Source organism: Trinickia soli, assembly GCF_002879855.1.
Lineage (GTDB): Bacteria > Pseudomonadota > Gammaproteobacteria > Burkholderiales > Burkholderiaceae > Trinickia > Trinickia soli.
In genome coordinates this window covers 191,504-212,987 of the sequence record NZ_PNYB01000011.1, presented here as the reverse complement: position 1 = coordinate 212,987, position 21,484 = coordinate 191,504, and the positions used below count along the sequence as shown (strand labels likewise).

Annotated in this window: 22 protein-coding genes; 10 read left to right on the top strand and 12 right to left on the bottom strand. The window is 61.1% G+C overall.

The annotated features are described in order from the left end of the window. The coding region (locus tag C0Z19_RS15060; protein WP_146012075.1) for a hypothetical protein at window positions 1-193 on the bottom strand (193 nt) is incomplete at its 3' end. 605 nt (window positions 194-798) lie between these two features. On the opposite strand from C0Z19_RS15060, the gene tssF reads away from it, so the two are divergent. Beyond that, window positions 799-2,649: a type VI secretion system baseplate subunit TssF gene (tssF, locus tag C0Z19_RS15055; RefSeq protein ID WP_102610622.1), complete on the top strand. Its 1,851-nt coding sequence runs from the start codon at window positions 799-801 to the stop codon at window positions 2,647-2,649. 434 nt (window positions 2,650-3,083) lie between these two features. On the opposite strand, the gene C0Z19_RS15045 is transcribed toward tssF, so the two are convergent. Further along, window positions 3,084-3,506, bottom strand: coding sequence for a type II toxin-antitoxin system VapC family toxin (locus C0Z19_RS15045; RefSeq protein WP_102610620.1), 423 nt, complete (start codon window positions 3,504-3,506; stop codon window positions 3,084-3,086). Beyond that, on the bottom strand, window positions 3,494-3,748 hold the full coding sequence (locus C0Z19_RS15040) for a type II toxin-antitoxin system Phd/YefM family antitoxin (protein WP_146012074.1): 255 nt from the start codon (window positions 3,746-3,748) through the stop codon (window positions 3,494-3,496). The genes C0Z19_RS15045 and C0Z19_RS15040 overlap by 13 nt, the downstream gene beginning before the upstream one ends. Window positions 3,749-3,795: 47 nt before the next feature. Between C0Z19_RS15040 and C0Z19_RS28005 the strand changes: the two genes are divergently transcribed. After that, a complete protein-coding gene (locus C0Z19_RS28005) occupies window positions 3,796-3,975 on the top strand; it encodes a sigma factor-like helix-turn-helix DNA-binding protein (RefSeq protein WP_233196150.1) in 180 nt (59 codons plus the stop codon). A gap of 270 nt (window positions 3,976-4,245) precedes the next feature. Then, a complete protein-coding gene (locus C0Z19_RS15035; protein WP_158242994.1) occupies window positions 4,246-5,859 on the top strand; it encodes a bifunctional aminoglycoside phosphotransferase/ATP-binding protein in 1,614 nt (537 codons plus the stop codon). Between the two features lie 95 nt (window positions 5,860-5,954). Here C0Z19_RS15035 and C0Z19_RS15030 read toward each other — a convergent pair whose 3' ends face one another. From C0Z19_RS15030 to C0Z19_RS15000, 7 genes are all read right to left on the bottom strand, one after another. After that, entirely contained in the window at window positions 5,955-7,460 is a 1,506-nt protein-coding gene (locus C0Z19_RS15030; protein ID WP_102610617.1) for a SulP family inorganic anion transporter, read from the bottom strand. Between the two features lie 70 nt (window positions 7,461-7,530). After that, window positions 7,531-8,427 carry a formylglycine-generating enzyme family protein gene (locus tag C0Z19_RS15025; protein ID WP_102610646.1) on the bottom strand — a complete coding sequence of 299 codons (897 nt, stop codon included), beginning with the start codon at window positions 8,425-8,427 and terminating at the stop codon, window positions 7,531-7,533. A gap of 73 nt (window positions 8,428-8,500) precedes the next feature. Next, entirely contained in the window at window positions 8,501-9,868 is a 1,368-nt protein-coding gene (locus C0Z19_RS15020) for an arylsulfatase (RefSeq protein WP_102610616.1), read from the bottom strand. Window positions 9,869-9,966: 98 nt separating this feature from the next. After that, on the bottom strand, window positions 9,967-10,827 hold the full coding sequence (locus C0Z19_RS15015; protein WP_102610645.1) for an ABC transporter ATP-binding protein: 861 nt from the start codon (window positions 10,825-10,827) through the stop codon (window positions 9,967-9,969). Continuing rightward, the gene (locus tag C0Z19_RS15010) at window positions 10,824-11,726 is read right to left on the bottom strand and encodes an ABC transporter permease (protein ID WP_102610615.1); all 903 of its coding nucleotides are present in this window, start codon (window positions 11,724-11,726) and stop codon (window positions 10,824-10,826) included. Before C0Z19_RS15010 ends, C0Z19_RS15015 begins: the two co-directional genes overlap by 4 nt. Before the next feature lies 1 nt (window position 11,727). After that, the gene (locus C0Z19_RS15005; protein ID WP_102610614.1) at window positions 11,728-13,170 is read right to left on the bottom strand and encodes an ABC transporter substrate-binding protein; all 1,443 of its coding nucleotides are present in this window, start codon (window positions 13,168-13,170) and stop codon (window positions 11,728-11,730) included. 452 nt (window positions 13,171-13,622) lie between these two features. Further along, window positions 13,623-14,246: a cadmium resistance transporter gene (locus C0Z19_RS15000; RefSeq protein WP_158242993.1), complete on the bottom strand. Its 624-nt coding sequence runs from the start codon at window positions 14,244-14,246 to the stop codon at window positions 13,623-13,625. A 409-nt stretch (window positions 14,247-14,655) separates the two neighbouring features. Here C0Z19_RS15000 and C0Z19_RS14995 point away from each other — a divergent pair, with 409 nt between their 5' ends. Next, window positions 14,656-15,429, top strand: coding sequence for a GntR family transcriptional regulator (locus C0Z19_RS14995; RefSeq protein WP_102610612.1), 774 nt, complete (start codon window positions 14,656-14,658; stop codon window positions 15,427-15,429). A 35-nt stretch (window positions 15,430-15,464) separates the two neighbouring features. Here C0Z19_RS14995 and C0Z19_RS14990 read toward each other — a convergent pair whose 3' ends face one another. Continuing rightward, the gene (locus C0Z19_RS14990) at window positions 15,465-16,652 is read right to left on the bottom strand and encodes a thiolase family protein (protein ID WP_102610611.1); all 1,188 of its coding nucleotides are present in this window, start codon (window positions 16,650-16,652) and stop codon (window positions 15,465-15,467) included. Between the two features lie 190 nt (window positions 16,653-16,842). Between C0Z19_RS14990 and C0Z19_RS14985 the strand changes: the two genes are divergently transcribed. The 6 genes from C0Z19_RS14985 to C0Z19_RS14960 all read left to right on the top strand — a co-directional run bounded on the left by C0Z19_RS14985 (window position 16,843) and on the right by C0Z19_RS14960 (window position 20,379). Further along, window positions 16,843-17,166 (top strand): ArsR/SmtB family transcription factor, encoded by a 324-nt coding sequence (locus tag C0Z19_RS14985; protein ID WP_102610610.1) that lies wholly within the window; start codon window positions 16,843-16,845, stop codon window positions 17,164-17,166. Window positions 17,167-17,178: 12 nt separating this feature from the next. After that, window positions 17,179-17,655, top strand: coding sequence for an ArsI/CadI family heavy metal resistance metalloenzyme (locus C0Z19_RS14980; RefSeq protein WP_102610609.1), 477 nt, complete (start codon window positions 17,179-17,181; stop codon window positions 17,653-17,655). Window positions 17,656-17,682: 27 nt separating this feature from the next. Beyond that, window positions 17,683-18,177, top strand: a complete 495-nt coding sequence (locus tag C0Z19_RS14975) for an arsenate reductase ArsC (RefSeq protein ID WP_102610644.1) — start codon at window positions 17,683-17,685, stop codon at window positions 18,175-18,177. Between the two features lie 23 nt (window positions 18,178-18,200). Beyond that, window positions 18,201-19,271, top strand: a complete 1,071-nt coding sequence (arsB, locus tag C0Z19_RS14970; RefSeq protein WP_102610608.1) for an ACR3 family arsenite efflux transporter — start codon at window positions 18,201-18,203, stop codon at window positions 19,269-19,271. 73 nt (window positions 19,272-19,344) lie between these two features. After that, a complete protein-coding gene (locus C0Z19_RS14965; protein WP_102610643.1) occupies window positions 19,345-19,893 on the top strand; it encodes an aspartate carbamoyltransferase in 549 nt (182 codons plus the stop codon). An 18-nt stretch (window positions 19,894-19,911) separates the two neighbouring features. After that, window positions 19,912-20,379 carry a GNAT family N-acetyltransferase gene (locus C0Z19_RS14960; protein WP_102610607.1) on the top strand — a complete coding sequence of 156 codons (468 nt, stop codon included), beginning with the start codon at window positions 19,912-19,914 and terminating at the stop codon, window positions 20,377-20,379. A 76-nt stretch (window positions 20,380-20,455) separates the two neighbouring features. Here the strand turns inward: C0Z19_RS14960 and C0Z19_RS14955 are convergent, their stop codons facing one another. Further along, window positions 20,456-21,340 carry a LysR family transcriptional regulator gene (locus tag C0Z19_RS14955; protein WP_102610606.1) on the bottom strand — a complete coding sequence of 295 codons (885 nt, stop codon included), beginning with the start codon at window positions 21,338-21,340 and terminating at the stop codon, window positions 20,456-20,458. Between the last annotated feature and the right edge of the window lie 144 nt (window positions 21,341-21,484).

The following is a 21,484-nucleotide window of genomic DNA, read 5'->3' as shown; positions in this document are numbered from 1 at the left end:
CAAGCATCTGCTTCAGTTCGATATTGAAGTCCTGCGATGCAAAGCGCACGTCAATCTCGAAAACCACCGACAACCCCTCGGTGCAGTGAAAATCAAGCGGCACCAGTTCCGAACGGCCGGTCATCGGCGTGTCCGCACCAATCAGTCGTCGATTCTGAAGCCGCGAGAAGGTCGATGGATCGAACATTTGCATATCACACTATCAAACATCAAATAGGACACGCCCCGCACGATACCGAGGCTTACGTCAGCATCACAGTCCCGCACCTCGAAAGTCATCTCGAATACGGGCCAAATGCAAAAAACTCAATTTGGATAATTCTTATTGCATATGAACCGGCACCCCGTCGCTTTGCTGTATTTACGAGATCCGCCCGGCTGCGAATAGACGTCCACCGGCATCGATCCAGATGACCCGGCCGGGCAGTGGGCCGCCCCCCGCAGCATGCCGCGCGCCAACGAGCCGGTCCTCGGTCATCAGACAGGACGCCAATCGCTTTGAACAGAAACATGCGCTGATCCATTGATTGTTCGGGAAAGCGGTCACCGTTCATGGTCGGCGATTCTATGGGAAAATTTTCATCTCGTAATTAATTTCAAATCATGCACTGACCGAAATCGATACTTTTCGAATATCCCGTTAAGACCGAATAACGATTAGTTAAATCCCGTTGTCACTCGATCAAACTCCGTTTATATTTCAGACCGCCCGTTCCGCGAGTTCACTACCGCTTTGACAGCGCACGCGGACATCACTTTCATTGCCGACCGGACTTCCGGTATCAACCTTCCCACCTCATGGATGATCTCGAATCGCTGCGGCCGTACTTCGAACGTGAGCTCACGCAACTGCGCCAGGAGATGCTTCGGTTCGAGCGTGCGAATCCGACTGCAGCGACGCGACTATCGATGTCCGGCGGACAGACGGACGATCCCCATGTCGAACATATGCTTCAACAGGCTGCCTGGCTCAACGCCAACGCAGCGCAGCGCATCGACGACCGCTATTCTGATTTCACCGTGCCGTTCATCGAGACGGTATTCCCCGCTTATCTGCAAGCAGTTCCATCATGCTCGATTGCCTGCGTCAACGTTCAAGGGTTGTTCGATGGGCTCACGCAGACTGTCACCATGCCTCAAGGCACGGAACTGGAGCATCGCCCGTCGCCGTGCCGATTCACGACCGCTTGGGATCTGACACTCGCGCCGCTGGCGATCACCCGGGCGCAATGCTCGCCGCCGACCGCCGCGCCAACACTCAGCGCCGGTCAGTTGCCCGACGATACCGCCGGAATCCTCTCCATCGAATTTGCGTCGCCCGGGCGCGACCTCACACCCGAGAGCGAGCTTCTGCCGCGCACGCTTCGCGTCTATCTATGTGCGGACCGACTACTCGCAGCGGCCCTCGTCGATGCCATCCTGCTGCACCCGCCCACGGCCTTTGTCGAAACGGATGAAAGCCGCCGCTGGCAAGCGCTGGAGCGCCCGCCCGCCTGCGCGGTCGGCTTCGATCGCGAGCAAGCCCTGATCGGTCCGCTGCAGTGCGACCCGCAGCCCGCGATGCGGCTGCTGATCGAATACGCGGCATTCCCACACAAATTTCGATTCATCGATATCGACTTCGCAGCACTGCAACGCGCCGCCGGCCTGTGCAACCGGTTCACCCTGCATCTGCCCGTCGCGGGCCATGCGGCGAACGCATCTGCGGTTCAAGCGCTTCGCCAACTGAATGCGGACCATCTACGGCTTTTCTGCACGCCTGTCGTCAATCTATTCAAGGCCGATGCAAAACCCGTCGACGTCAAAGCCGATGTGACGACCTACCCGGTTGCTCCACCGGATAGCGAGACTGCCCCGGCCGTCATCCGTTCTATCGATTCCGTGCGCATGATGCACGGCGAGGAAGGGAGCAAGCCAGGCGCCCAAATACCGCCGCACCACTCACTCCAGCACTGGTCATCCGTCGGCGTATTCTGGGTGCGCGAGCAAGACAGGCGGGTCGCCCGAGAAATGCCCGGATGCAATGCTGCCATTTCACTGCTCGACATCGATGAGCGACCGGTCGCACCGAACGCAACCAAGCTTGCCATCGAACTCACATGCACGAATGGCGACCTTGAGGGAAAGCTCGCCATCGGGGCAATCGGCGGTGATCTGCACAGCGAGGCACACAATCTCGAGGGGGCCATTTCGATGCTCATCGCCCCGTCAGCCAGCCGCGTACCGCCGCGGGACGATCAATCGCTATGGCGACTCGTCTCGGCGTTTTCTCCGAACATCGTTGCCCTAGCCGCATCGAGCCTGGCCGAATTGCAGTCGTTGCTCTTGCAAATCGGCAAGCTGGCCTCGCCGGAGACCACACGCTACATCGCTGGCATCACGAGACTGCGCTGCATGCGCATCCGGCGGATGATGGACGTCGACCCCGTTCCGATGCCAATTCTTGTGCCGGGCCTTCAGATCACGCTGACGATCGACGAAACAGCGTTCGCCGGCCACGCGCTGCATACGTTCGCGCAATTGATGGAGCGATATTTCCTGCGTTATGCCGACCAGGATTGCATCGAGCTAATCGTCAAGTCGCACAGAGGCGCTGACGTCTATCGCGGAGAACCACTGCTAGGATCGCAGGGGTTGACAATCGGATAATGACCACGCGGCCGATCCGCAGTTGCGTTGGCTCGGAGCACGATAACCGCATCGCTACGTCCCATCCGAGTGTCGACGTGGCGCACATCGATCTTGCCGAGAATTGGATAGGCATACGTGGCGAGCGTGTCTCTCACTGCTGGACGTGCTTCGGATTCTTGCTCCGCAAATTTCAACCGCTTTAGGCCCAACAAGGCTTTCCGAGCCCCAATCCTGCATGGATTGCGGAGCAAAAATCGACTTGACTCATTGATTTCATTTAGTTACGTCACTAACGGGTAACTCCGCGGAGGTTCGAGTCCTCTCCTGGGCACCCTAAAAATGAATCCAGATCATTTGTCGAATGATGTTTGCGATGAAGCGTGCTCTTGCGGTTTTTTGCTTTGGGACACCTAAAACGCACTCGCGACATCGGTATTCAGCGACACTTGTGTTCAATGAGCCCTCTTCGGGGCTTCGATTATTTCGATCACCTCTAGCGCGCGGAAATCATCTGGGTTGCTAGTGAGAAGCGGCAGGTGATGTTCATGAGCCTGAGCGGCGATCCAGAGATCGTTATAACGCGGACGCGGGCTACGGCCCGCCGCCTTCATCATGGTCGCGAGCAGCCCGAATGAACGAGCGGTCTCTCGCGTCACTGCGAGCACCGACATCCGTTCGATAGCGCGCAAAAATGCAGTGCGCTGTGCTCGCTCGCGAACGTCGCTTGGAAGTTGCGCGCCGAATTCCAATTCGCCAAGCGAGATCGCGGAGACATGAACCAATTGGGACCCAGCGACGTTGTAGATTGCTTCAGCGTCGAGAGCGCCTTTACTGAGATCGATCCAGACACATGTATCGACGATTACTTCTGCCATGGATCACGCACATCGTCGTCGAAATCGGCATTTCGGATATCAGCCATGTACCGATCGGCAACGTCGGGCGGCATCTTTGGGATGCGCTCGAAGGCATCGCGAAGTGTGACAGCCCGCTCGGGCGGGCTAATCGTGCCAAGCACGGTGTTATTGCGGGTGATGGTGACCGATTCCCCGCGCGCCAAGGCGTCGAGCACTTGGTTCGTGCGGCGGGCGAGATCGGTGGCGGTTACAGTAGTCACGAGGACCTCCGGTCAGAATAATACGTATTTTACGCATTTTACGCAATTTGTCCAGACCTCTGACCTGCTTGCGCGTGCCAGCGAACGCGCATATCTATGACGAAATCGCCAGGCAAACGGGCGTCTCGGGCGAACACGTGCGCCGCATCGAGCAACATGCACTGGAAACGTTGCGCACGTCAGCCCAGGCAAGTGCTGCACGATCGTTCCTCGCGGCGCAAGCTTAAAGCCCGGATCGAGATGGTTAGGGCGAATCCGATGGCGAAGCTCTCCGCTCGCTCCGGCCCATGAACGAATGGCTTTGCAGCAGGCAGCATCATCCATACCGTAATTGATGGGGATCAAAGGATTAGACGCGTCAGCGGCTAAGCTGCCAAAGCGATGGATTGCGCGCGATCGGCGGCAAGGATTCGCACAACCAATGCGCAGCAATATGCTCACCGATGAAGCTTCGTTCTGATCGCAACGTCACCCGGCGCCGCCCACGAGGGCGTCCCGTGAACGCGCCCGGCGACAAAGCGACGCGCACCGAATGGCGCCGCATGGATCTGGCATTGCGGCGCGCTTCAACGTATCCCCATCCCGCGGGCCGCGTCGTTCGCATCGAGACGCACATCTCCGTCCTTTATCTCGTGGGACGGTACGCCTACAAGATCTGCAAGCCCGTGAACCTGAGCTTCGTCGACTTCACGACGCGAGAAGCGCGATACCGCAGTTGCCGGGACGCACTGCGGCTCAACCGCCGTCTTGCAGCTTCGCTCTATCTCGGCGTCGTGCCCATCGTCCGCATCGGGCGTACGTTCAGGATTGGCGCCGTGGGCGCGCCGTTCGACCACGCGCTCAAGATGCGCCGCTTCGATGAACGCGATACGTTATCCGCGCTGGTTGCGCGTGGCGCGCTGCGAGCTGCCCATGTCGACCGTGTCGCGGCTCGCCTTGCATTGTTTCACGCCGCCGCCTCGTGTCACGCACCGAGCGCCTCACTCGGTTCCGCCAAGCTGGTTCGCGAGCAATTGGAAGAAGTGCTCGCGTCGCTCGAGCGGAATACGCCGTTCACCGTTCCTCATGGCGCGGCCGACTGGTGCCGTAACGAAATCGCCCGCCTCGGCGAGCATATCGACAGCCGCAGGGACGACGGATTCGTGCGCGAATGTCACGGCGACCTGCACCTCGACAACATGGTGAGTCGAAACGGCGACATCGTGATCTACGACTGCATCGAGTTCAGCGATGCGTTGCGCTGGATCGATGTCACGGCAGACATCGCCTTCGTCGTGATGGACCTGCTGGCTCGAGAACGGGGCGATTTGGCGATACGCTTTCTGAACAAATGGTTGGCATCAACCGGAGACTTCCCGGGGCTGGCGGCGCTGCGGCTATACGTCGTCTACAGGGCTCTGGTTCGAATGCTGGTGACAGCCTTGAAGAAGCAGGGCAGAGCACACGATATCGGTGATATGTCCGCCTACGGACGATATCGGCGCCTTGTCGACCATCTCATCACGCCACCGACGACGTTCCTGATCCTTTGCCATGGGTTTTCAGGGTCAGGCAAGTCCGTGGCGAGCGAAGCGCTGACTCAGCACATCGGCGCGATTCGCATCTGCAGCGATGTGGAGCGCAAACGCATCAGGGGGACGCTCACGCTCCCGAAGGCGCACGCCGCGCGTTCTTGCGCATACACACGGGAAGCGATCGATGCGAACTACGCTCGACTCCGCGCGATCTCGGATGCGCTGCTCTCGGCCGGCTATCCTGTTGTCGTCGATGCGAGCTTTCTGAAACGAGTGCATCGTGCTTCCTTCATCGAGCTTGCCACTTCCCGCTCTATTGCCGTTTTCATCGCAGATTTTCGCGCCGATGTAACCGTGCTCGTCGAACGCTTGAACAGACGAGCGATGCACATCGGGGAGCCGTCGGACGCGGACGAAAGGGTCCTGAGACGACAGCTCGCCGAGCTCGATCCGCTCACCAGCGCCGAGGCCGCGCTGACGGTCGCGATCGATACCGAAGTCTCCCTCGATTCCTTTGAACGTCGAGCGTTTTGGCATCCTTTGCTCGAACGCCTCGGTGCTTCTTGTGGATGGCTCACCGCTCCCGGCTACTGTTGACTATCACATCCCTCTCGACCCGAGCGCGACAGCATTCAGCACCCTGTCACGGTCGGTCACGATGCGCAAGGCCATCGGCTCATCGACACCGACGGTCAGCGGTTCACATTGAGATTTCCACTGAGTCGCGCATGAAACGCGCGACTTCGCTCATCGAGACCAGTAAACGCCACTGCAATGTCATGCTGTCGATACTTCATCTCGATGGAATCGAGCGCGGCGACCGTCGATGCATCCCAGATCTGCGCCTTCGAGAAATCGATGACCACCGTGCGCGGATCGGCCGCATACTCGAAGCGGTCCACCAGGTCGTTGCTGCTGCCGAAGAATAGCGGCCCATGCACCTCGTAACGCACACTCTGTCCGTCGGCGGACACGTCCCGCGTGGTGCCGATCACGTGCGCAACGCGGCGCGCGAACAACACCATCGCCAGCAGCACACCGCCTACGACACCGAGCGCAAGATTGCCGGTATAAACCGTCAATGCCACGGAAACCAGCATCACCGACGTTTCCATCAGCGGCATGCGCTTCAACGTAGCCGGGCGCAAGCTGTGCCAATCCACGGTCTTCACCGCGACGACCATCATCACCGCGGCGAGGGCGGCCGTCGGAATGCGCGCCATCACCGGGCTCAGCCCCGTCATGAGCAGAAGCAGCGTCGCTGCAGCGGCGAGCGTGGATACACGCGTGCGCCCCCCGCCGATACCGACGTTCACCACCGTCTGGCCGATCATGGCGCAACCGCCGATTCCGCCGAACGCACCCGCGCAAAGATTTCCGAGCCCGAGCGCCCATGATTCGCGCGCCTTGTCGGAGCGCGTCTGCGTCATTTCATCGACGAGCTTGGCCGTGAGCAACGTCTCCAGCAAACCCACGAACGCGATGCTGATCGCCGTCTGCCATACGATCTTCAGCGTACTCAAATCGAACGGCACGGTCCATGCCGTGAGTCCCGGCAAATCCGCTTCGCCGGGATGCGCGCCGCCGACTGTCGGCACACTCCATTGCAGCGCGACGGCAAGGCCGGTCGCGACCACGATAGCGATCAGCGGAGAAGGCACCGAGCGCAAGAAACGCGGGCCGGCCAGCACGATGGCGAGCGCGAGCGCAAAGAGCGCATACACCTCGAGCGGTTTGTCGATCACATGCTGCAGTTGCGCGCAAAAGATCAGAATGCCCAGCGCGTTGACGAAGCCGAGCATCACCGAGCGCGGGATGAAGCGCACGAGGCGCGAGAAGCCCAGCAATCCGAACGCCACCTGAATCACCCCGCCAAGCAGCACCGCGGGAAAAATGTAGCCCGCGCCATGTGCGTGCACCATCGGCCCGACGACGAGCGCAACAGAACCCGCCGCCGCGGTGACCATCGCCGGTCGCCCCCCGAACAGCGATGTGACCACAAGCAATACCACGGACGCAAATAGCGCCGCATGCGGCTCGACCCCCGAAATAAACGAGAAGGAGATGACTTCGGGAATCAGCGCGAGGCTCGTCACGACGCCCGCAAGAATTTCGCGCTGCAGTTCGGCGCGTGACGCGGGTAATGCAATGCGCGAGGTGACGCGCGGCCTATCGATCCGGCTCACAGGATGTGTCATAAAGGTACTCGGTTTGTTTGAGACATAAGACGCGGCACGCGTCATCGTGCATGACGCCCCCGCATGCGGATCAGGTTCGCACGATGCATCGAAAGCCGATATGGCTGGTCGACGTATCGAGCGTCTGGCCCTGGCGCGCCGCGGGCCGATAGCGCAGGCAATACCCGGGCGCGCACAGATGCGATCCGCCCTTCACCACGTTGCGCACATCCGGCGTGTCGGAGCCCGTCGACGGAATGCAGCACGACTTCACATCCGCGACGCCGGGCGGGTGGCCGTACCGGGTACCGGTCCACTCCCACACGTTGCCCGCGACGTCGTAGAGTCCGTACCCGTTTGGCGGGAACGACTTCACCGGCGAGGTGCGCTCGAAACCATCGAGCGCCGAGTTATGCCACGGAAATTCACCCTGCCACGTGTTCGCCATCTGCAGGCCGCCGGGCGCAAATTCATCGCCCCAGGGATACACCGCGCCATCGAGACCGCCGCGGGCCGCGTATTCCCATTCGATCTCGTTCGGCAAAGACTTCCCCGCCCATGCCGCGTAGGCGCTCGCATCCTCGAAAGACACATGCACAACCGGATGATCCGCGAGACCGGCCAGGTCGCTCCCGGGCCCTTGCGGGCGCCGCCAGCTCGCGCCGGGCACATAAGCCCACCACTGCCGATAATCGCGCAATCCCACCTGCGAGCGAGGCTGCGTGAACACGAGCGAGCCGGGGCACAGGAGCGTCGGATCGGCATCGGGATATAGCGCCGGGTCGGGTTGCCGCTCCGCGAGAGTGATATAGCCGGTCGCATCGACGAAAGCGGCGAATTGCCGGTTGGTCACCGGGTGCGGGTCGATCCAAAAATCCGGCGCAGTGGCGCGCCGCGCCGGACGTTCCTCGCGATAAAAAGCATCGGAGCCCATCGTGAAATCGCCGCCTGTGATCCGCACCATGCCTTCGGTGCGGGCGGTGTTCATGGCAGCCGCCCCTTTTGCGCAGCAGCATGCGGGCTTCTCGGGTTGGTAGTCCATCATCGGCGCGCCCATGTCGTTACGCGTTGAAGACCGACTTCGGCACGAACTCCAGCGCGGAGCCCGGCGGGATCAGTTCCTCCTGCTTCACGCTGTCCTCGAACTCCCGCACGACGCGATGCGCGTGCTGCATCACCCACCACCGCACGTAACGCTGATTGACCGCCTCACGTTCCTTCGGATCCTCCTGCAGATGCGTGATGCGCGCAAAGCCGAGCGGCAGTTCGGGGTCGTGAAAATGCTGCTGGCGCTTGAAGTTGATCTTGAAGTCTTTCCACTTCACCGCGTGCAGTTCGTCCTTGAGCCACACCATGCACGACTCGCGGTTCGAGTTCGCCTGTTCACCGAGGAAAAACGCGGTCTGATCCTTGCCGTCGATGAGCCGATCCTTCGGCGTGTCGCTTCCCGCAAATTTGAGCAGCGTCGTGAAAAGATCGGTGACGTGAACCATCTCGTTGCTCTCGATACCAGCGGGGATGCGGCCCGGCCAGCGCGCGAGCAGCGGCGTGCGGATGCCGCCTTCCGCCGAGCTGAAGTACGAACCGTCGAAGAAGCCGCCCGTGCCGCGCCCCGCCAGATGGTCTTCCGCCCCGTTATCGCCGCAAAGGATGACGATGGTGTCGTCCGCCACGCCCAGACGGTCGAGTTCGTCGAGCAACACGCCGAAATCGTGATCGAGCATCAGCAGGCAATCGCCCCATTCACCGTTGGTGCTCTTGCCGACGAACTCGTCGCGCGGCGACATCGGAAAGTGCATCAGCGAGTGATTGAAGTAGAGGAAGAACGGTTCGTCGCTTTTCACGCAACGCTGCATGAAGTCGATCCCGCGTTTTTGGTACTCAAGATCGCAGGTCTTCTTGGTCTCCATCGTGAGCTGTTCGTCGAGCAGCGGCTTGGTGCCCTTGCCCTTGAACCCCTCGTGCATATGCGAATAGCCATCGCGCGCGGGCACGTAGTGAGGATCCTCCAGCCACATGCACTCGTCATAGGTGCGCAGCGGGCCGTACCATTCGTCGAAACCGTGGTCGGTCGGGAAGCGACCGTCTTCCGCGCCGATGTGCCATTTGCCGAGGCAAGAGGACTTGTAGCCGCCCTGCGCCAGCAATTCGGCGATGGTGACCTCCCATGTCACGAGACCGCCGCCGTTGCCCCCGAGCGCGATCGTGTGATTGCCCGAACGGATCGGATAGCGGCCCGTCATCAAGGCGGAGCGCGTGGGCGTGCACTGCGGCTCGACCACGTAGTGAGTGAGCTTGGTGCCCTCCTTGCAGAACGCATCGATGCGCTTCGTATCCGCGCCGCGCAGTTTTCCGCCGCCGTAGCAGCCGAGTTCTCCCATGCCCAAATTGTCGACGTGGAAGAACAGGATGTTCGGTTTCTTGCTCATTGCAAAACTCCATCGGATCGAGAACGTTATCCCCCGCCCTCGGTTAGGGACGCACATGGCGTTGTGTGGTGTCGCTCGAACTGCTTGCTTGAACAGGCTCAGAGCATCTCTTCGACGCCGTTCGGGCCCATCTCCATACTGAAACCCTCGACGCCGCCCGATTCGAGTTCGGATCCCATCGCGGCAAGCGATTCCTCGCGAATCAGGCCTTTCAATTGATGGACCAGTTGGACGAACTCGGGGGTATCCAGCATCGCTGCCGTACGCGGACGCGGCAGCGGCACGCGTATTTCAGCCTTGATGCGCCCGGGCCGCGCCGTCATCACGTAGATGCGGTCCGACAGGAACACGGCTTCCTCGATGTCGTGCGTGATGAACAGCACGGACAACCTGAAGCGCTGCCACATGTTCGTCAGAATCTCCTGCATGACGGTGCGCGTTTGCGTGTCGAGCGCGCCGAAGGGCTCATCCATCAGCAAAACGCGTGGGTTTGCCGCGAGGGCGCGCACGATGCCGATGCGCTGCTTCATGCCGCCCGATAACTGATCCGGATAGTGGTTCTCAAAAACGAGCAGCCCCGCGAGGCCCAGCAGGGTGCGCGCGGTGCCTTCGCGTTTGGCCCGCGAGACCCCCGCCATCTTCAGGCCGAACTCGACGTTCTCGCGCACGCGCAGCCAGGGGAACAGCGAATACTGCTGAAACACCACGCCGCGTTCTGCACCGGGCTTTTTGATGAGCACGCCGTCGAGCGTGACCGTCCCGCGAGTCGGTTTCGCAAAGCCCGCCGTAATGCTCAGTAAAGAGGACTTGCCGCAGCCCGACGGACCGATCAGCGAAACGAATTCATGCGGCTCGACCGTGAGCGATACGTCCTTCACCGCTTCGGTCTGCGCGGCCCCCGAGCCGAACACGACGCCAACGTTGCGGCACTCGATGCGGCCTCTGTTTGCGTTGCTCATTTGCGCGCTCCCTTGACGTACGCGAGCCATGGCATCGACAACTGCCCGACCATTCGAATCGCACCGCTGGATAGGAGCCCAAGCGCGCCGATCGTGATCATGCCGAGAACGATCGCGGGATAGTTGACGAGCGAATAGGCTTCCCACGTGTAGTAGCCGACGCCGTACTGCCCCGCGATCATTTCGGCCGCGATGAGCGAGACCCACGCCACCCCCATGCCTACCGCGAGCCCCGTGAAGATGTTGGGCAGGACGCCCGGCAAGATCACGTGCCAGAACAGTTGCGCTTCGCTCGCGCCGAGACAGCGGCCCGCGCGCAGCAGCACGCCGTCGAGCGATTCAACGCCGTCCACCGTATTGAGCAGAATCGGGTAGAACGCGCCGATGAAGGTGATGAACACGATGGACGATTCCGTTGTCGGCCACAGCATGATCGACAACGGCACCCAGGCGATCGCCGGGATGGGCCGCAGCACTTCGATCGCCGGCATGAGGAGTTGCTTCACGACGCGATAACGACCGATCAGCAGGCCCAATCCGACGCCTGAACCGAGTGCGATGAAAAAGCCCAGGAAGATGCGCCGCAAGCTGTGGACGATGTTCGTCGAAAACGTGTTCGACCCGGCGACATGCAATGCGGTATGAAACACATCGAGCGGAGTCGGCACGTCCTGAAAGCGGATATAGAACCGTACCCGGTAGCGCGTGCCGAGATACCAGAGCGCGAACGGCACGCCGATCGACACAGCCGCAAATGCAAGCCTCACCGCGGCCGTTTGCAGGCGGCTTAGCGCAGACGCCTTCATGCGGGCGCTCTTGCGTGGCACACCTGCTTGTTGCGGGTGCTCGGGCAACGGCGATGCGCCCTTCTTGATTTTCAGGTCGAGAGAGCTTTCCATGTCATTTCCCTCCGTTGCCGACCGCGCTCAACGCCTGCGCATAGCTCACGACTTTCTCGCCGGAATTCTTGGCGCTCGCTTCCGCATCACGCTTGAGCAGGAACGACTGGACGTCCGGTTTTTTCCCATTTGCAGCACCGAGCGTGTAGAACGCGGCATCCGCAAAGACTTTCACGCCCAGCGTCTTGTCCATCAGGTAAACCGCTTCGATCTTCCTGCCTTGGGCGCGATACGCGTTCACGCCTTCGAGCGTGCATGCAGTCGAGCTGAATGAAACGACCTTGCCGCCTTGAGCCCAGATCTGCCCCGCCTGCAGTGGATCGCTGATCGGCACGTTGCACAGGGTGTCGTTGCCCTGGACCTGATAGTTGGAGAAGTCGGCGAGCTGAGCGTCATAATCGCGGCCGGATTGCTTGAAGGCCTCTCGCACGAAGGAATCATCGACCCATTTGTCGATGTCGAGATCTTTCACCATGTCGAGCTTCTTGAGCACCGCATAGTCCGTCTTCAGCGCGGCGATCCAACGTGGCTTGATGGTCGGATCAAGCGTGTCGATGCCGCCCGGTCCGAGGAAGATGTACGCTACCTGCTTGTCCACCTTGGTCCACGATTGAATCTTTTCCGCGGCCTGTTCCGGATCGTGGCGGACCCAATCGTCGGCTTCCATCAAAGCTCTGATGTAGGCCGTGACGATCTCGGGATATTTCTGGCCGAAGTCCTTGCGAATGACCACACCATGAAACGTCGGCTGTCCCGTTTGCGCACCGTCGAAAATCTTGCGGGCAAAGCCGCGATAGGGCAGGAGCTCGGCGAACGGCACGAAGTCCGCATGGGCGTCGATGCGGTTTTCCTGGATGCTGGTGCTGCCCACTTCAGGCGACTGGTTCACGAGCGCGAAATAGTCACTCGGCAGATGCCGGCTCTGCATGGCGGCAAGCAGCATGCCATGCGCGGCGGAGCCGAACGGCACCGATACGCGCTTGCCCTTCAAATCGGCCAAATCGTAGTACGGCGAATCCTTCGGCACGACCACGCCGTTGCCGCCGCCGTGCGCGTTATAGGCGATCACCGCGACGAGTTCGGTGTCGTTGTTCGTGGCGTGTCCGGTTGCCCCGTTCACGAGCAGCGGATAGTCACCCATCATGCCGATCTGCAATTTGCCAGCGATCATGCCATTGGTGATCGGCGGCCCGGACGTCGCGTTTTGCCACGTCACGTTGTAGCTCACGTCCTTATACTTTCCCGTATGCGGCAGGTATTTATCCAGCAGATGGAGCTGCTTGATGATGATGCCGCCCGTGACGGTATTGGTCGTGGTGTCTTGGATGCCGATCCCAATGTCGATCGTTTCCGCACGCGCGTCGTTTCCAAACACCAGCATCGTCCCCATTGCGACGAGTGAAGCACTGCTCAACGCCCGGCCTACCAAAGCTCTGATTCGCATGATGTAACCCTAAGGGTGAGTGACATGAATCGGCTCCCTGCTCCGTCCATGTCAGACAGTGATAACCGGGACGCCAACCAGGCGCCCGCGTGTGGTCCAGCCAGAAACTTCAACTGTCGACATCGACCGTCTGCCTTTCGACACGACCTCCAAGTCGCAAGGCGTGCCCACGGTGATGCGGTTTTTCGTATTCGAGCGGTACGTAGTCGTCCCCTCGAGTCCGCGTGCGATTCGGAAGACGCCTCGCTTGAAATCACATCGGCTACGTGCATCGCTGAGGACATAACTCGTCATTACAAGTTGATCCAAACTATGCAAGGGCCATGCCAACGGATACTCGCCAATAACCGGCCGATTCGCCTGCCCTTCACCCTGTCTCGCGCCTCACGACGGCACGCGGATACAGTTCTCGGTGCAGAAATGGTTTCGGCGTGGTGCATGCTTTCCCGGCGTCATGCGAGCGAATAGAGCCACGGGAAAGTATCGAAGCGAATGAACAAGGACACGCCGATAGCCGCCGTCGTGTAGGGCGCAATGCGCCTCGCCGCGAACTGCAACGCCGGGATCGACGAACGGGAGCCTGCCGTCCAGAATGCGCAAAGGCAAAGCAGCGACGTCAGCAACCCGAACGTCCCTGCAATCAACAGAACGTCGGACGTTGCGCGACCCACCATGACGCTCGAATAGACCATCACGTTGTCTATCGCACCCGAAGTCGCGACGACGGCCACCGTCGCAACTCGCCCGCCGGTGCCACGGGCCGAAGTCCACCGATCTGTTCCGCTTTCGTTTTGCGGTTCATCGCGCCGTCGCAATTGTGCGATTCGTTTCAACCCGGCGAACAACGGCACGACGCCGGCCAAGCCGACGAGCGGCGACTGCGTCACCCATCCCGACCGCATGACCGCGATCGATAACGCCACCTGCGTGACAACGCTGATGAATTGCCCCGCGACGATCTCCATCGCGCGATAACGCTCGTTGCTGAAAAAGCCGAGCAGCAGTGCATATCCATCGACGTTGGTCGAAACATAAGCGGCCGTCGCGATGGCGATCAAGGCGGGCGAAGCGTCCAATGTTCTCTCCGTTCTCTCGGGTCTCTGGGGTCTCTCGGTCCTGTCGGCCTCGACGATACGTGCCAAGGTTCAACATGCCTCATGCGCCAACTCATCATAACAAGACATGACATGCACTGATAAGCAAGTACGATGCCATCTCTGAAATACGGTTCGTTGGGGGATGTCTAAAGTCGGTGTGCGCCAACAGAGTGCGGTTTGGCACGCTCAGGAGTCATTCCTTGCCATCAGGTGGTGCGCGACGCAGCAAGCCCCTAACCGAATGCCGGCGAAAGATGGACTGTTGAGCTGACGCGCCATTTCATGACATAACATGTCAATCTCACGTCGCTAAGATGGCTATGCAGCGGTATAATCGTGCATCTTCAAAGCTGCATTGTGGAATCCCCCCGTCGCCCGCTCATCGACCATGCAGACAAGCCAGATCACCTTCGAACCGGATTCGCCGATTCCGCTCTATCAGCAAATCAAAGATACGCTGCGCAGTGGCATCCTCGACGGCAGATACCCTCCGCATAGCCGCATGCCTTCGGAGAGCGAACTGCAGGCAATGTTCGACGTGAGCCGCATCACGATCCGCCAGGCACTCGGCGATCTTCAAAAGGAAGGGCTGATCTTCAAGGTGCATGGCAAGGGTTCGTTCGTGTCGCAGCCGAAAGCCGTTCAGAACATTACGTCGCTGCAAGGCTTTGCCGAGGCCATGTCGAGCGAAGGACACGAGATCGTCAACCGCGTGGTCTCGTTCACTTTCGTTCCGGCTAGCGCCGAGGTCGCCGCGAGGCTCATGGTTCCCGAAGGCGCGAAGGTGGCGGAGATTCATCGCGTGCGCCTGCTCAATCGCGAGCCGACATCGTACGAAATAACCTTCCTGCCCGAATCCCTTGGCAAAAAGCTGATGCGCGCCGACCTCGCCACGCGCGATATCTTTCTGATGCTCGAAAACGATTGCGGCCTTTCCCTGGGCTGCGCCGATCTGAGCATCAACGCCATACCCGCCCGCGCGCCCATTGCACGCGCGCTTGAGATCAAGCGCGACGTGCCCGTGCTCCGTGTCGAACGGCTGACGTACGACAGCAATGATCATCCCGTCGACTTCGAGTACCTCTATTTCAAGGGCGATACGTTTCAGTTCCGGTTGCGAGTGAATCGCGAACGTCCCGCAAAGGGTCGTCGCAAAGCCTGAGGCCGCGACTGCCTCGGCCAGGCTCGAGCAAGGGGTTATTGCAAGAGCTCAAGCGCCAGCGCGATGCCTTGCCCACCGCCGATGCACAGCGTCACAAGACCGCGCCGGCCTCCGCCACGCTGCATCTGGTGCAACAGCCGCGTGGTCAGCACCGCGCCGCTCGCACCGATCGGATGGCCGTGCGCGATCGCCCCGCCTTCCACGTTGACGATATCTTCCGCAAAGCCCAACTCACGCAAGCATGCGAGCGCGATCGCCGCAAACGCCTCGTTGATCTCCACGCGATCCACGTCTGCAACAGACCATCCAGCGCGCGCAATGGCCTGTCGCACTGCGGGAATCGGACCCAGCCCGAAGAAGCCAGGCTCCACGGCTCCCACGCCGTAACTTACGAGCCTGGCCATGGGTGTCAGGCCGTTGTGTTCGGCCCAGCTTCGCCCGGCGACCACCAACGCAGCTGCGCCGCTGTTCAGCCCGGGCGCATTGCCTGCGGTGATCGTCCCGTCCTTGCGAAAAGCCGGCCTGAGCTTGGCCAGCGATTCGGCGGTGGTCTCCGGACGATTGTGCTCGTCGCGGACAAATTCCGTTGGCCCTTTGCGACCCGACACCTCCACCGGCACGATTTCCGCATCGAAGAGGCCGGCCGCCTGAGCCTGCGCGAAGCGTTGCTGAGAGCGCAGCGCCCAACGATCCTGGTCCTCGCGCGAGATGCCGCACTTGGCCACGAGATCCTCGGTGTGCCAACCTGAATGTTGGCCGCTGAAGGCGTCATTGAGCCCATCGAGCAGCATGCTGTCGAACAGCGTCACGTCCCCCATTCGGGCGCCCCAGCGCCCTTGCGGCAGCAGATAGGGGCTACGATCCATGTTTTCCATGCCCCCGGCGATCGCGCAATCGATCATGCCGGCCCAGATTTCGCTCGCCGCACTGGCGATGGCCTGCGCGCCAGACCCGCACACGCGGTTGACCGTCAGCGCCGGCACATCGACCGGCAATCCCCCGGCGATACCCGCTTGTCGCGCGGGGTTCATTTTCACGCCGGCCTGAATGACATTGCCCATGACGAGAGATTGAACCTTGTCCACAGGCAGTCCGGCGCGCCTGACGCTTTCGCGGATAACGGCAGCACCAAGCGTTGGCGCTGGAACGTCCTTGAGCGTCCCGCCGTAGGTGCCTATCGCCGTACGCACCGGGCTGCACAAGACGACTTCAACGTTGCTCATGACCTTGCTCCTTAAAGGAATGAATCGTTCAGGCGGCCTTCCATGATGTCCATGGCCCGTCCAGTCTATCTTGACGTGTGTCAACACGCGTACCGTCGCCGCCCCGTCGGCCCAATCCGGCGGCAATCCAGTCTGAACGTTGAAGAGATGGCATGTTGCCCGCCGCATTAATTTCGACTATATTGGAAATATGGAACAGAAAGACGTTGTCCGCGCCCTCGCGGCGCTTGCTCATGAACTGCGCCTGCGCGTATTCCGGATGCTGGTTGTCGCCGGCCGTGGTGGACTGACGCCCGGCACCATCGCGGAAGAACTCGACGTTCCCAACGCGACGCTCTCCTTTCACCTGAAGGAATTGATGCACGCAGGGCTCGTGACGCAGGAACGCGATGGGCGCAGCCTGATCTATCGAACCGCCTTCGAGCAGATGAACGCGCTGCTCGCCTTTCTGACCGAAAACTGTTGCCAGGGCGAGGCGTGCCTCGATCCCGGCGCCGATTCCTGCAAATGCTGAAGGAGAACGTTCATGAAGCGCTTTCACATCCACGTCCACGTTGACGATCTTGCGGCCAGTGTCACGTTCTATACGAAACTGTTCGCGGCCGAGCCCTCGCGGGTCGAGGCCGACTACGCGAAATGGATGCTGGATGATCCCCGCGTGAACTTCGCCATCTCGACGCGTGGCACCAAGGCCGGCGTGGATCATCTGGGCTTTCAGGTGGACAATCCCGACGAACTCGCCGAGCTCGCGCAGCGGGCAAAGGCTGCGGACATGGCATTGCTGGACCAGGGCGAAACCACGTGCTGCTATGCGCGCAGCGACAAGCACTGGATCGTGGACCCGCAAGGCATCGCATGGGAGCATTTTCATACGCTCGATAGCGCCGCGGTCTATGGCGCAGGCAACCAGCCATCTCAGTCGTCAGAGAAATCGGCATGCTGCGGCCCGCGTGGCAAACCTATTGACGTTGCCGTGAAGCCGGCCGGTTCGGCCTGCTGCTGATAACAACTGATGAAAGCGCCATCCGCGATGACCACCAACGTACTGATTCTCTGCACCCACAACTCCGCACGCAGCGTGCTTGCCGAAGGCATGCTGAACCATTGGGCGCGCAAGCTGGGCAAGGACGTGCGCGCGTATAGCGCCGGCAGCGCGCCGAGCGGCCGCATCAACCCGTTCGCGCTCGACGCGCTGTCGCATGCGGGTGTCGATACGCAGGGCTATCGCAGCAAAAGCTGGGACGAATTCGCGGTAGACGGCGCGCCGCACATGCGCATTGTCATCACGGTGTGCGACAGCGCTGCCGCGGAGCACTGTCCGCTCTGGCCGGGAAGTCCGGTCAAGGCTCACTGGGGGTACCCCGATCCGTCGAATGCGACAGGCGGCGATGAAGGCAAGCGGCAGGCATTCGAGCTCACGCGCGAAGCCCTCGGCTATCGCATGCTGCAGTTGCTCGCCCTGCCGCTGGAACGTCTGGACGATGCCGGACTTCAGCACGCGCTGAACGACATTCTGAAAAGCTGAGCCCTCCTTCCAAGAACCGCCTCATGACCGCCACCAACGTCACCGCTTCGAGAAAGCCGCTTGCGAAGCCGCCCATCAGTTTCTTCGAGCGATACCTCACTGTCTGGGTCGCGCTATGCGTCGTCGCCGGCATCTTGGCCGGCCAGTTTTTTCCGGCCGTGTCCCAGGCAATCGGGCGCATGCAATACGCGCATGTCAATCTGCCGGTGGGCCTGCTGATCTGGGTAATGATCATCCCGATGCTCGTGAAGGTGGACTTCGGCTCGTTGCATGAGGTCCGCCAGCACGTCCGGGGAATCGGCGTCACGCTCGTCGTGAACTGGCTCGTCAAACCCTTCTCGATGGCGTTTCTCGGCTGGCTGTTCATCAAGCATCTCTTCGCGCCGATGCTGCCTGCCGCGCAACTCGACAGCTACGTCGCCGGCCTCATCCTGCTGGCCGCCGCACCTTGCACGGCGATGGTGTTCGTCTGGAGCCGGCTGACCGGTGGCGATCCGCTGTTCACGCTCTCCCAGGTGGCGCTCAACGACAGCATCATGGTGGTCGCCTTTGCGCCGCTCGTCGGCCTGCTGCTCGGCATCTCGGCCATCACCGTGCCCTGGGCGACGCTGCTCACGTCGGTCGTGCTCTACATCGTGATCCCGGTCGCGCTTGCGCAGATGCTACGCAAAGCGCTGCTCGCCAAGGGGCAGGCCGTGTTCGATGCGGCGATGGCCAAAATCGGGCCCTGGTCCATCACGGCGCTGCTCGCGACGCTGGTGTTGCTGTTCGCGTTCCAGGGCGAAGCGATCCTCGGGCAACCTCTGGTCATCGCGCTGCTCGCAGTGCCGATCCTGATCCAGGTGTTCTTCAACGCGGCGCTCGCCTACTGGCTCAACCGCGCGGTCGGCGAAAAACACAACGTGGCCTGTCCGTCGGCGCTCATCGGCGCATCCAACTTCTTCGAACTCGCGGTCGCGGCTGCCATCAGCCTGTTCGGCTTCAATTCCGGCGCGGCGCTGGCCACCGTGGTAGGCGTGCTGATCGAAGTGCCGGTCATGCTGCTCGTGGTTCGTATCGTCAATCGTTCAAAGGACTGGTACGAACGTGCGTGAGACATTCGAAAACCATCAGGCGAGTGAAGCGAGCACGCCGCGCGCCTGGTACGCCTTCAAACCGGGATATCCGATGAAACGCCTTTCTGCTGGTGCCCTTGCGGCATCGATCGTCGTACTGCTCGGCACGGCCGTTGTTTCGCCGCCCATCCTTGCGGACGACGTCACGGCACGCCAGAACGAAGTGGCGCAGCACGGTGCGGACGTGATGCCGTTCTCGCTCGCGGCGACCACCCACATCTTCACGAAGACGGCCGACGGCGGCGTCCAGCGGGTCGTCACGAAACACCCCGATCCGAAACAAGTTGCGCTGATCCGCAGACATCTCGCGACGATTGCCCGTCGGTTCTCGGCGGGAGATTTCGGTGCACCGGAGCAGATCCACGGCAACGACATGCCGGGCCTCGCCGTATTGCGTACGGCACACCCCGGCGAGCTGAAGATCGACTATCACGACGTGCGCGACGGCGGAGAAATCGTGTATCGCAGCGAGCGGCCGCGTCTCGTCGACGCGCTGCACGATTGGTTCGATGCCCAGTTGTCCGATCACGGGCACGATGCGATGGCAGGGCACGATTCGGGCGCGATGCATCACCATCCGGCAGACGCGTCGACGCGATGAATACAAGAGGGGGTTGCCATGAGCACGGCTGAATACGACATTCGCCGCGCAACCGCCGCGGACCTGGACGGCATTCGCACGTTGCTTGACACGTGCGGGCTACCCGCGAGCGACCTGACAGCGCAGAGTCTCGACGGTTTCTACGTCGCCGTGCGCGACGCCAAGATCGTCGGGGTGGCGGGACTGGAGCCAGCCGGCGATGCAGCCTTGTTGCGTTCCGTCGCCGTTCAGCCCGGACTGCGCGCATCGGGGCTGGGCACCCGCCTTAGCAACGCTTCCATTGCGCTGGCGCAAGCGCGATCGCTCGGCGCGCTTTACCTTATACCGAACGATGAAGTCGCCCAGCTCTTCTTTGCACGGCGCGGATTCACGCGCATCGAGCGAAACGACGTTCCCGAGGCGATCCGCGCTCTGCCCGAATTCACGCACCTCTGTCCGCAGACGCACCCGTGCTGGTGGAAACCGCTGAATTCCGATTGCGCTTAGGTGAGGAGCACTTACGAAGGGCTGCCCTTGCGCATTCACCTGGTCTCGATCGTGACGCACCAAAGAGCGCAACACCCTACGCCTTCAACGCCTCGATCAAAGCCTTCAGGCCGGCCGACTGGTGCCTGCGGCTGGGAAAGTACAAGAACAGGCCCTCTTCGACAGCACACCAATCATCGAGGCAGCGCTCGAGCCGGCCGTCGCGCAGATAGGGCGCGGCGCGCTCTTCCCATACATAGGCGAGACCCAAGCCGCGCACGGCGGCCTCCACCATCAACTCCTGGCTATCGACCGTCAGCGCACCGTTGACATCGACGTGAATCGCCTCCCCATTCTTCAGAAACTCCCAGTTGAGAATTGCGCCACTCGGGAATGCATAGCGAATGCAGGTGTGATTCTGCAAGTCATGCGGCGTAGCGGGGATTTGCCTGCCTTCGAAGTAGCCGGGAGAACCGACGACCGCAAAGCGCAATTTCGACTTGATGCGCACGGCAACCATATCCTGCGACAGGCGCTCGCCGAAACGAATGCCGGCATCGAAACCTGCCTCCACGATGTCGACGAGCGTATCGGTCGCCGTCACCTCCAGCTTCAGGCCAGGGTTCCGCCTCAGCAACGATTCCATCGCATCGCCGAGGACGAACGGAGCAATCGACGTCGGAACGTTGAGACGCAGCGTACCGAAAGGCGTAGCACGGTAGGAGTTCAGCCCGTCCACGGCAGCTCGCATGCTCGAGAGCGCAGGGTTCAACTGCGCGTACAACATTTCTCCGGCCTCGGTCAGGGACACGCTGCGCGTCGTGCGGTGGAAAAGCCTGACGCCCACCCGAGCTTCGAGGCTGCGGATCGAATGACTGATCGCGGAGGACGAAGTCCCGCGGTCAGTGGCCGCTTGACGGAAGCTCAAGTGCTTCGCCACCGCGGCAAAGACCGCTAACTCAGCCAGCTCGGCATTTTCCATTGATGAAATCCATTCATCATTGAACGAAAGATTCGCGACTTTATCATGGCGGCCGAAGAATTCCGTATGGCGTCGTCACCTCGATATTGGAGCGCACGCCGCTGTGAATCGGCGACGACGCGAAGCGCCTCATACGCAAGCCAC

Coding starts and splice junctions, on each gene's coding strand:
- arsB (WP_102610608.1), top strand. CDS start 18,201: ATGACCGCCACCAACGTCACCGCTTCGAGAAAGCCGCTTGCGAAGCCG.
- C0Z19_RS14980 (WP_102610609.1), top strand. CDS start 17,179: ATGAAGCGCTTTCACATCCACGTCCACGTTGACGATCTTGCGGCCAGT.
- C0Z19_RS15005 (WP_102610614.1), bottom strand. CDS start 13,170: ATGCGAATCAGAGCTTTGGTAGGCCGGGCGTTGAGCAGTGCTTCACTC.
- C0Z19_RS14990 (WP_102610611.1), bottom strand. CDS start 16,652: ATGAGCAACGTTGAAGTCGTCTTGTGCAGCCCGGTGCGTACGGCGATA.
- C0Z19_RS15010 (WP_102610615.1), bottom strand. CDS start 11,726: ATGGAAAGCTCTCTCGACCTGAAAATCAAGAAGGGCGCATCGCCGTTG.
- C0Z19_RS15015 (WP_102610645.1), bottom strand. CDS start 10,827: ATGAGCAACGCAAACAGAGGCCGCATCGAGTGCCGCAACGTTGGCGTC.
- tssF (WP_102610622.1), top strand. CDS start 799: ATGGATGATCTCGAATCGCTGCGGCCGTACTTCGAACGTGAGCTCACG.
- C0Z19_RS14975 (WP_102610644.1), top strand. CDS start 17,683: ATGACCACCAACGTACTGATTCTCTGCACCCACAACTCCGCACGCAGC.
- C0Z19_RS14995 (WP_102610612.1), top strand. CDS start 14,656: ATGCAGACAAGCCAGATCACCTTCGAACCGGATTCGCCGATTCCGCTC.
- C0Z19_RS15045 (WP_102610620.1), bottom strand. CDS start 3,506: ATGGCAGAAGTAATCGTCGATACATGTGTCTGGATCGATCTCAGTAAA.
- C0Z19_RS15020 (WP_102610616.1), bottom strand. CDS start 9,868: ATGAGCAAGAAACCGAACATCCTGTTCTTCCACGTCGACAATTTGGGC.
- C0Z19_RS14985 (WP_102610610.1), top strand. CDS start 16,843: ATGGAACAGAAAGACGTTGTCCGCGCCCTCGCGGCGCTTGCTCATGAA.
- C0Z19_RS14955 (WP_102610606.1), bottom strand. CDS start 21,340: ATGGAAAATGCCGAGCTGGCTGAGTTAGCGGTCTTTGCCGCGGTGGCG.
- C0Z19_RS15025 (WP_102610646.1), bottom strand. CDS start 8,427: ATGAACACCGCCCGCACCGAAGGCATGGTGCGGATCACAGGCGGCGAT.
- C0Z19_RS15030 (WP_102610617.1), bottom strand. CDS start 7,460: ATGACACATCCTGTGAGCCGGATCGATAGGCCGCGCGTCACCTCGCGC.
- C0Z19_RS14965 (WP_102610643.1), top strand. CDS start 19,345: ATGAAACGCCTTTCTGCTGGTGCCCTTGCGGCATCGATCGTCGTACTG.
- C0Z19_RS14960 (WP_102610607.1), top strand. CDS start 19,912: ATGAGCACGGCTGAATACGACATTCGCCGCGCAACCGCCGCGGACCTG.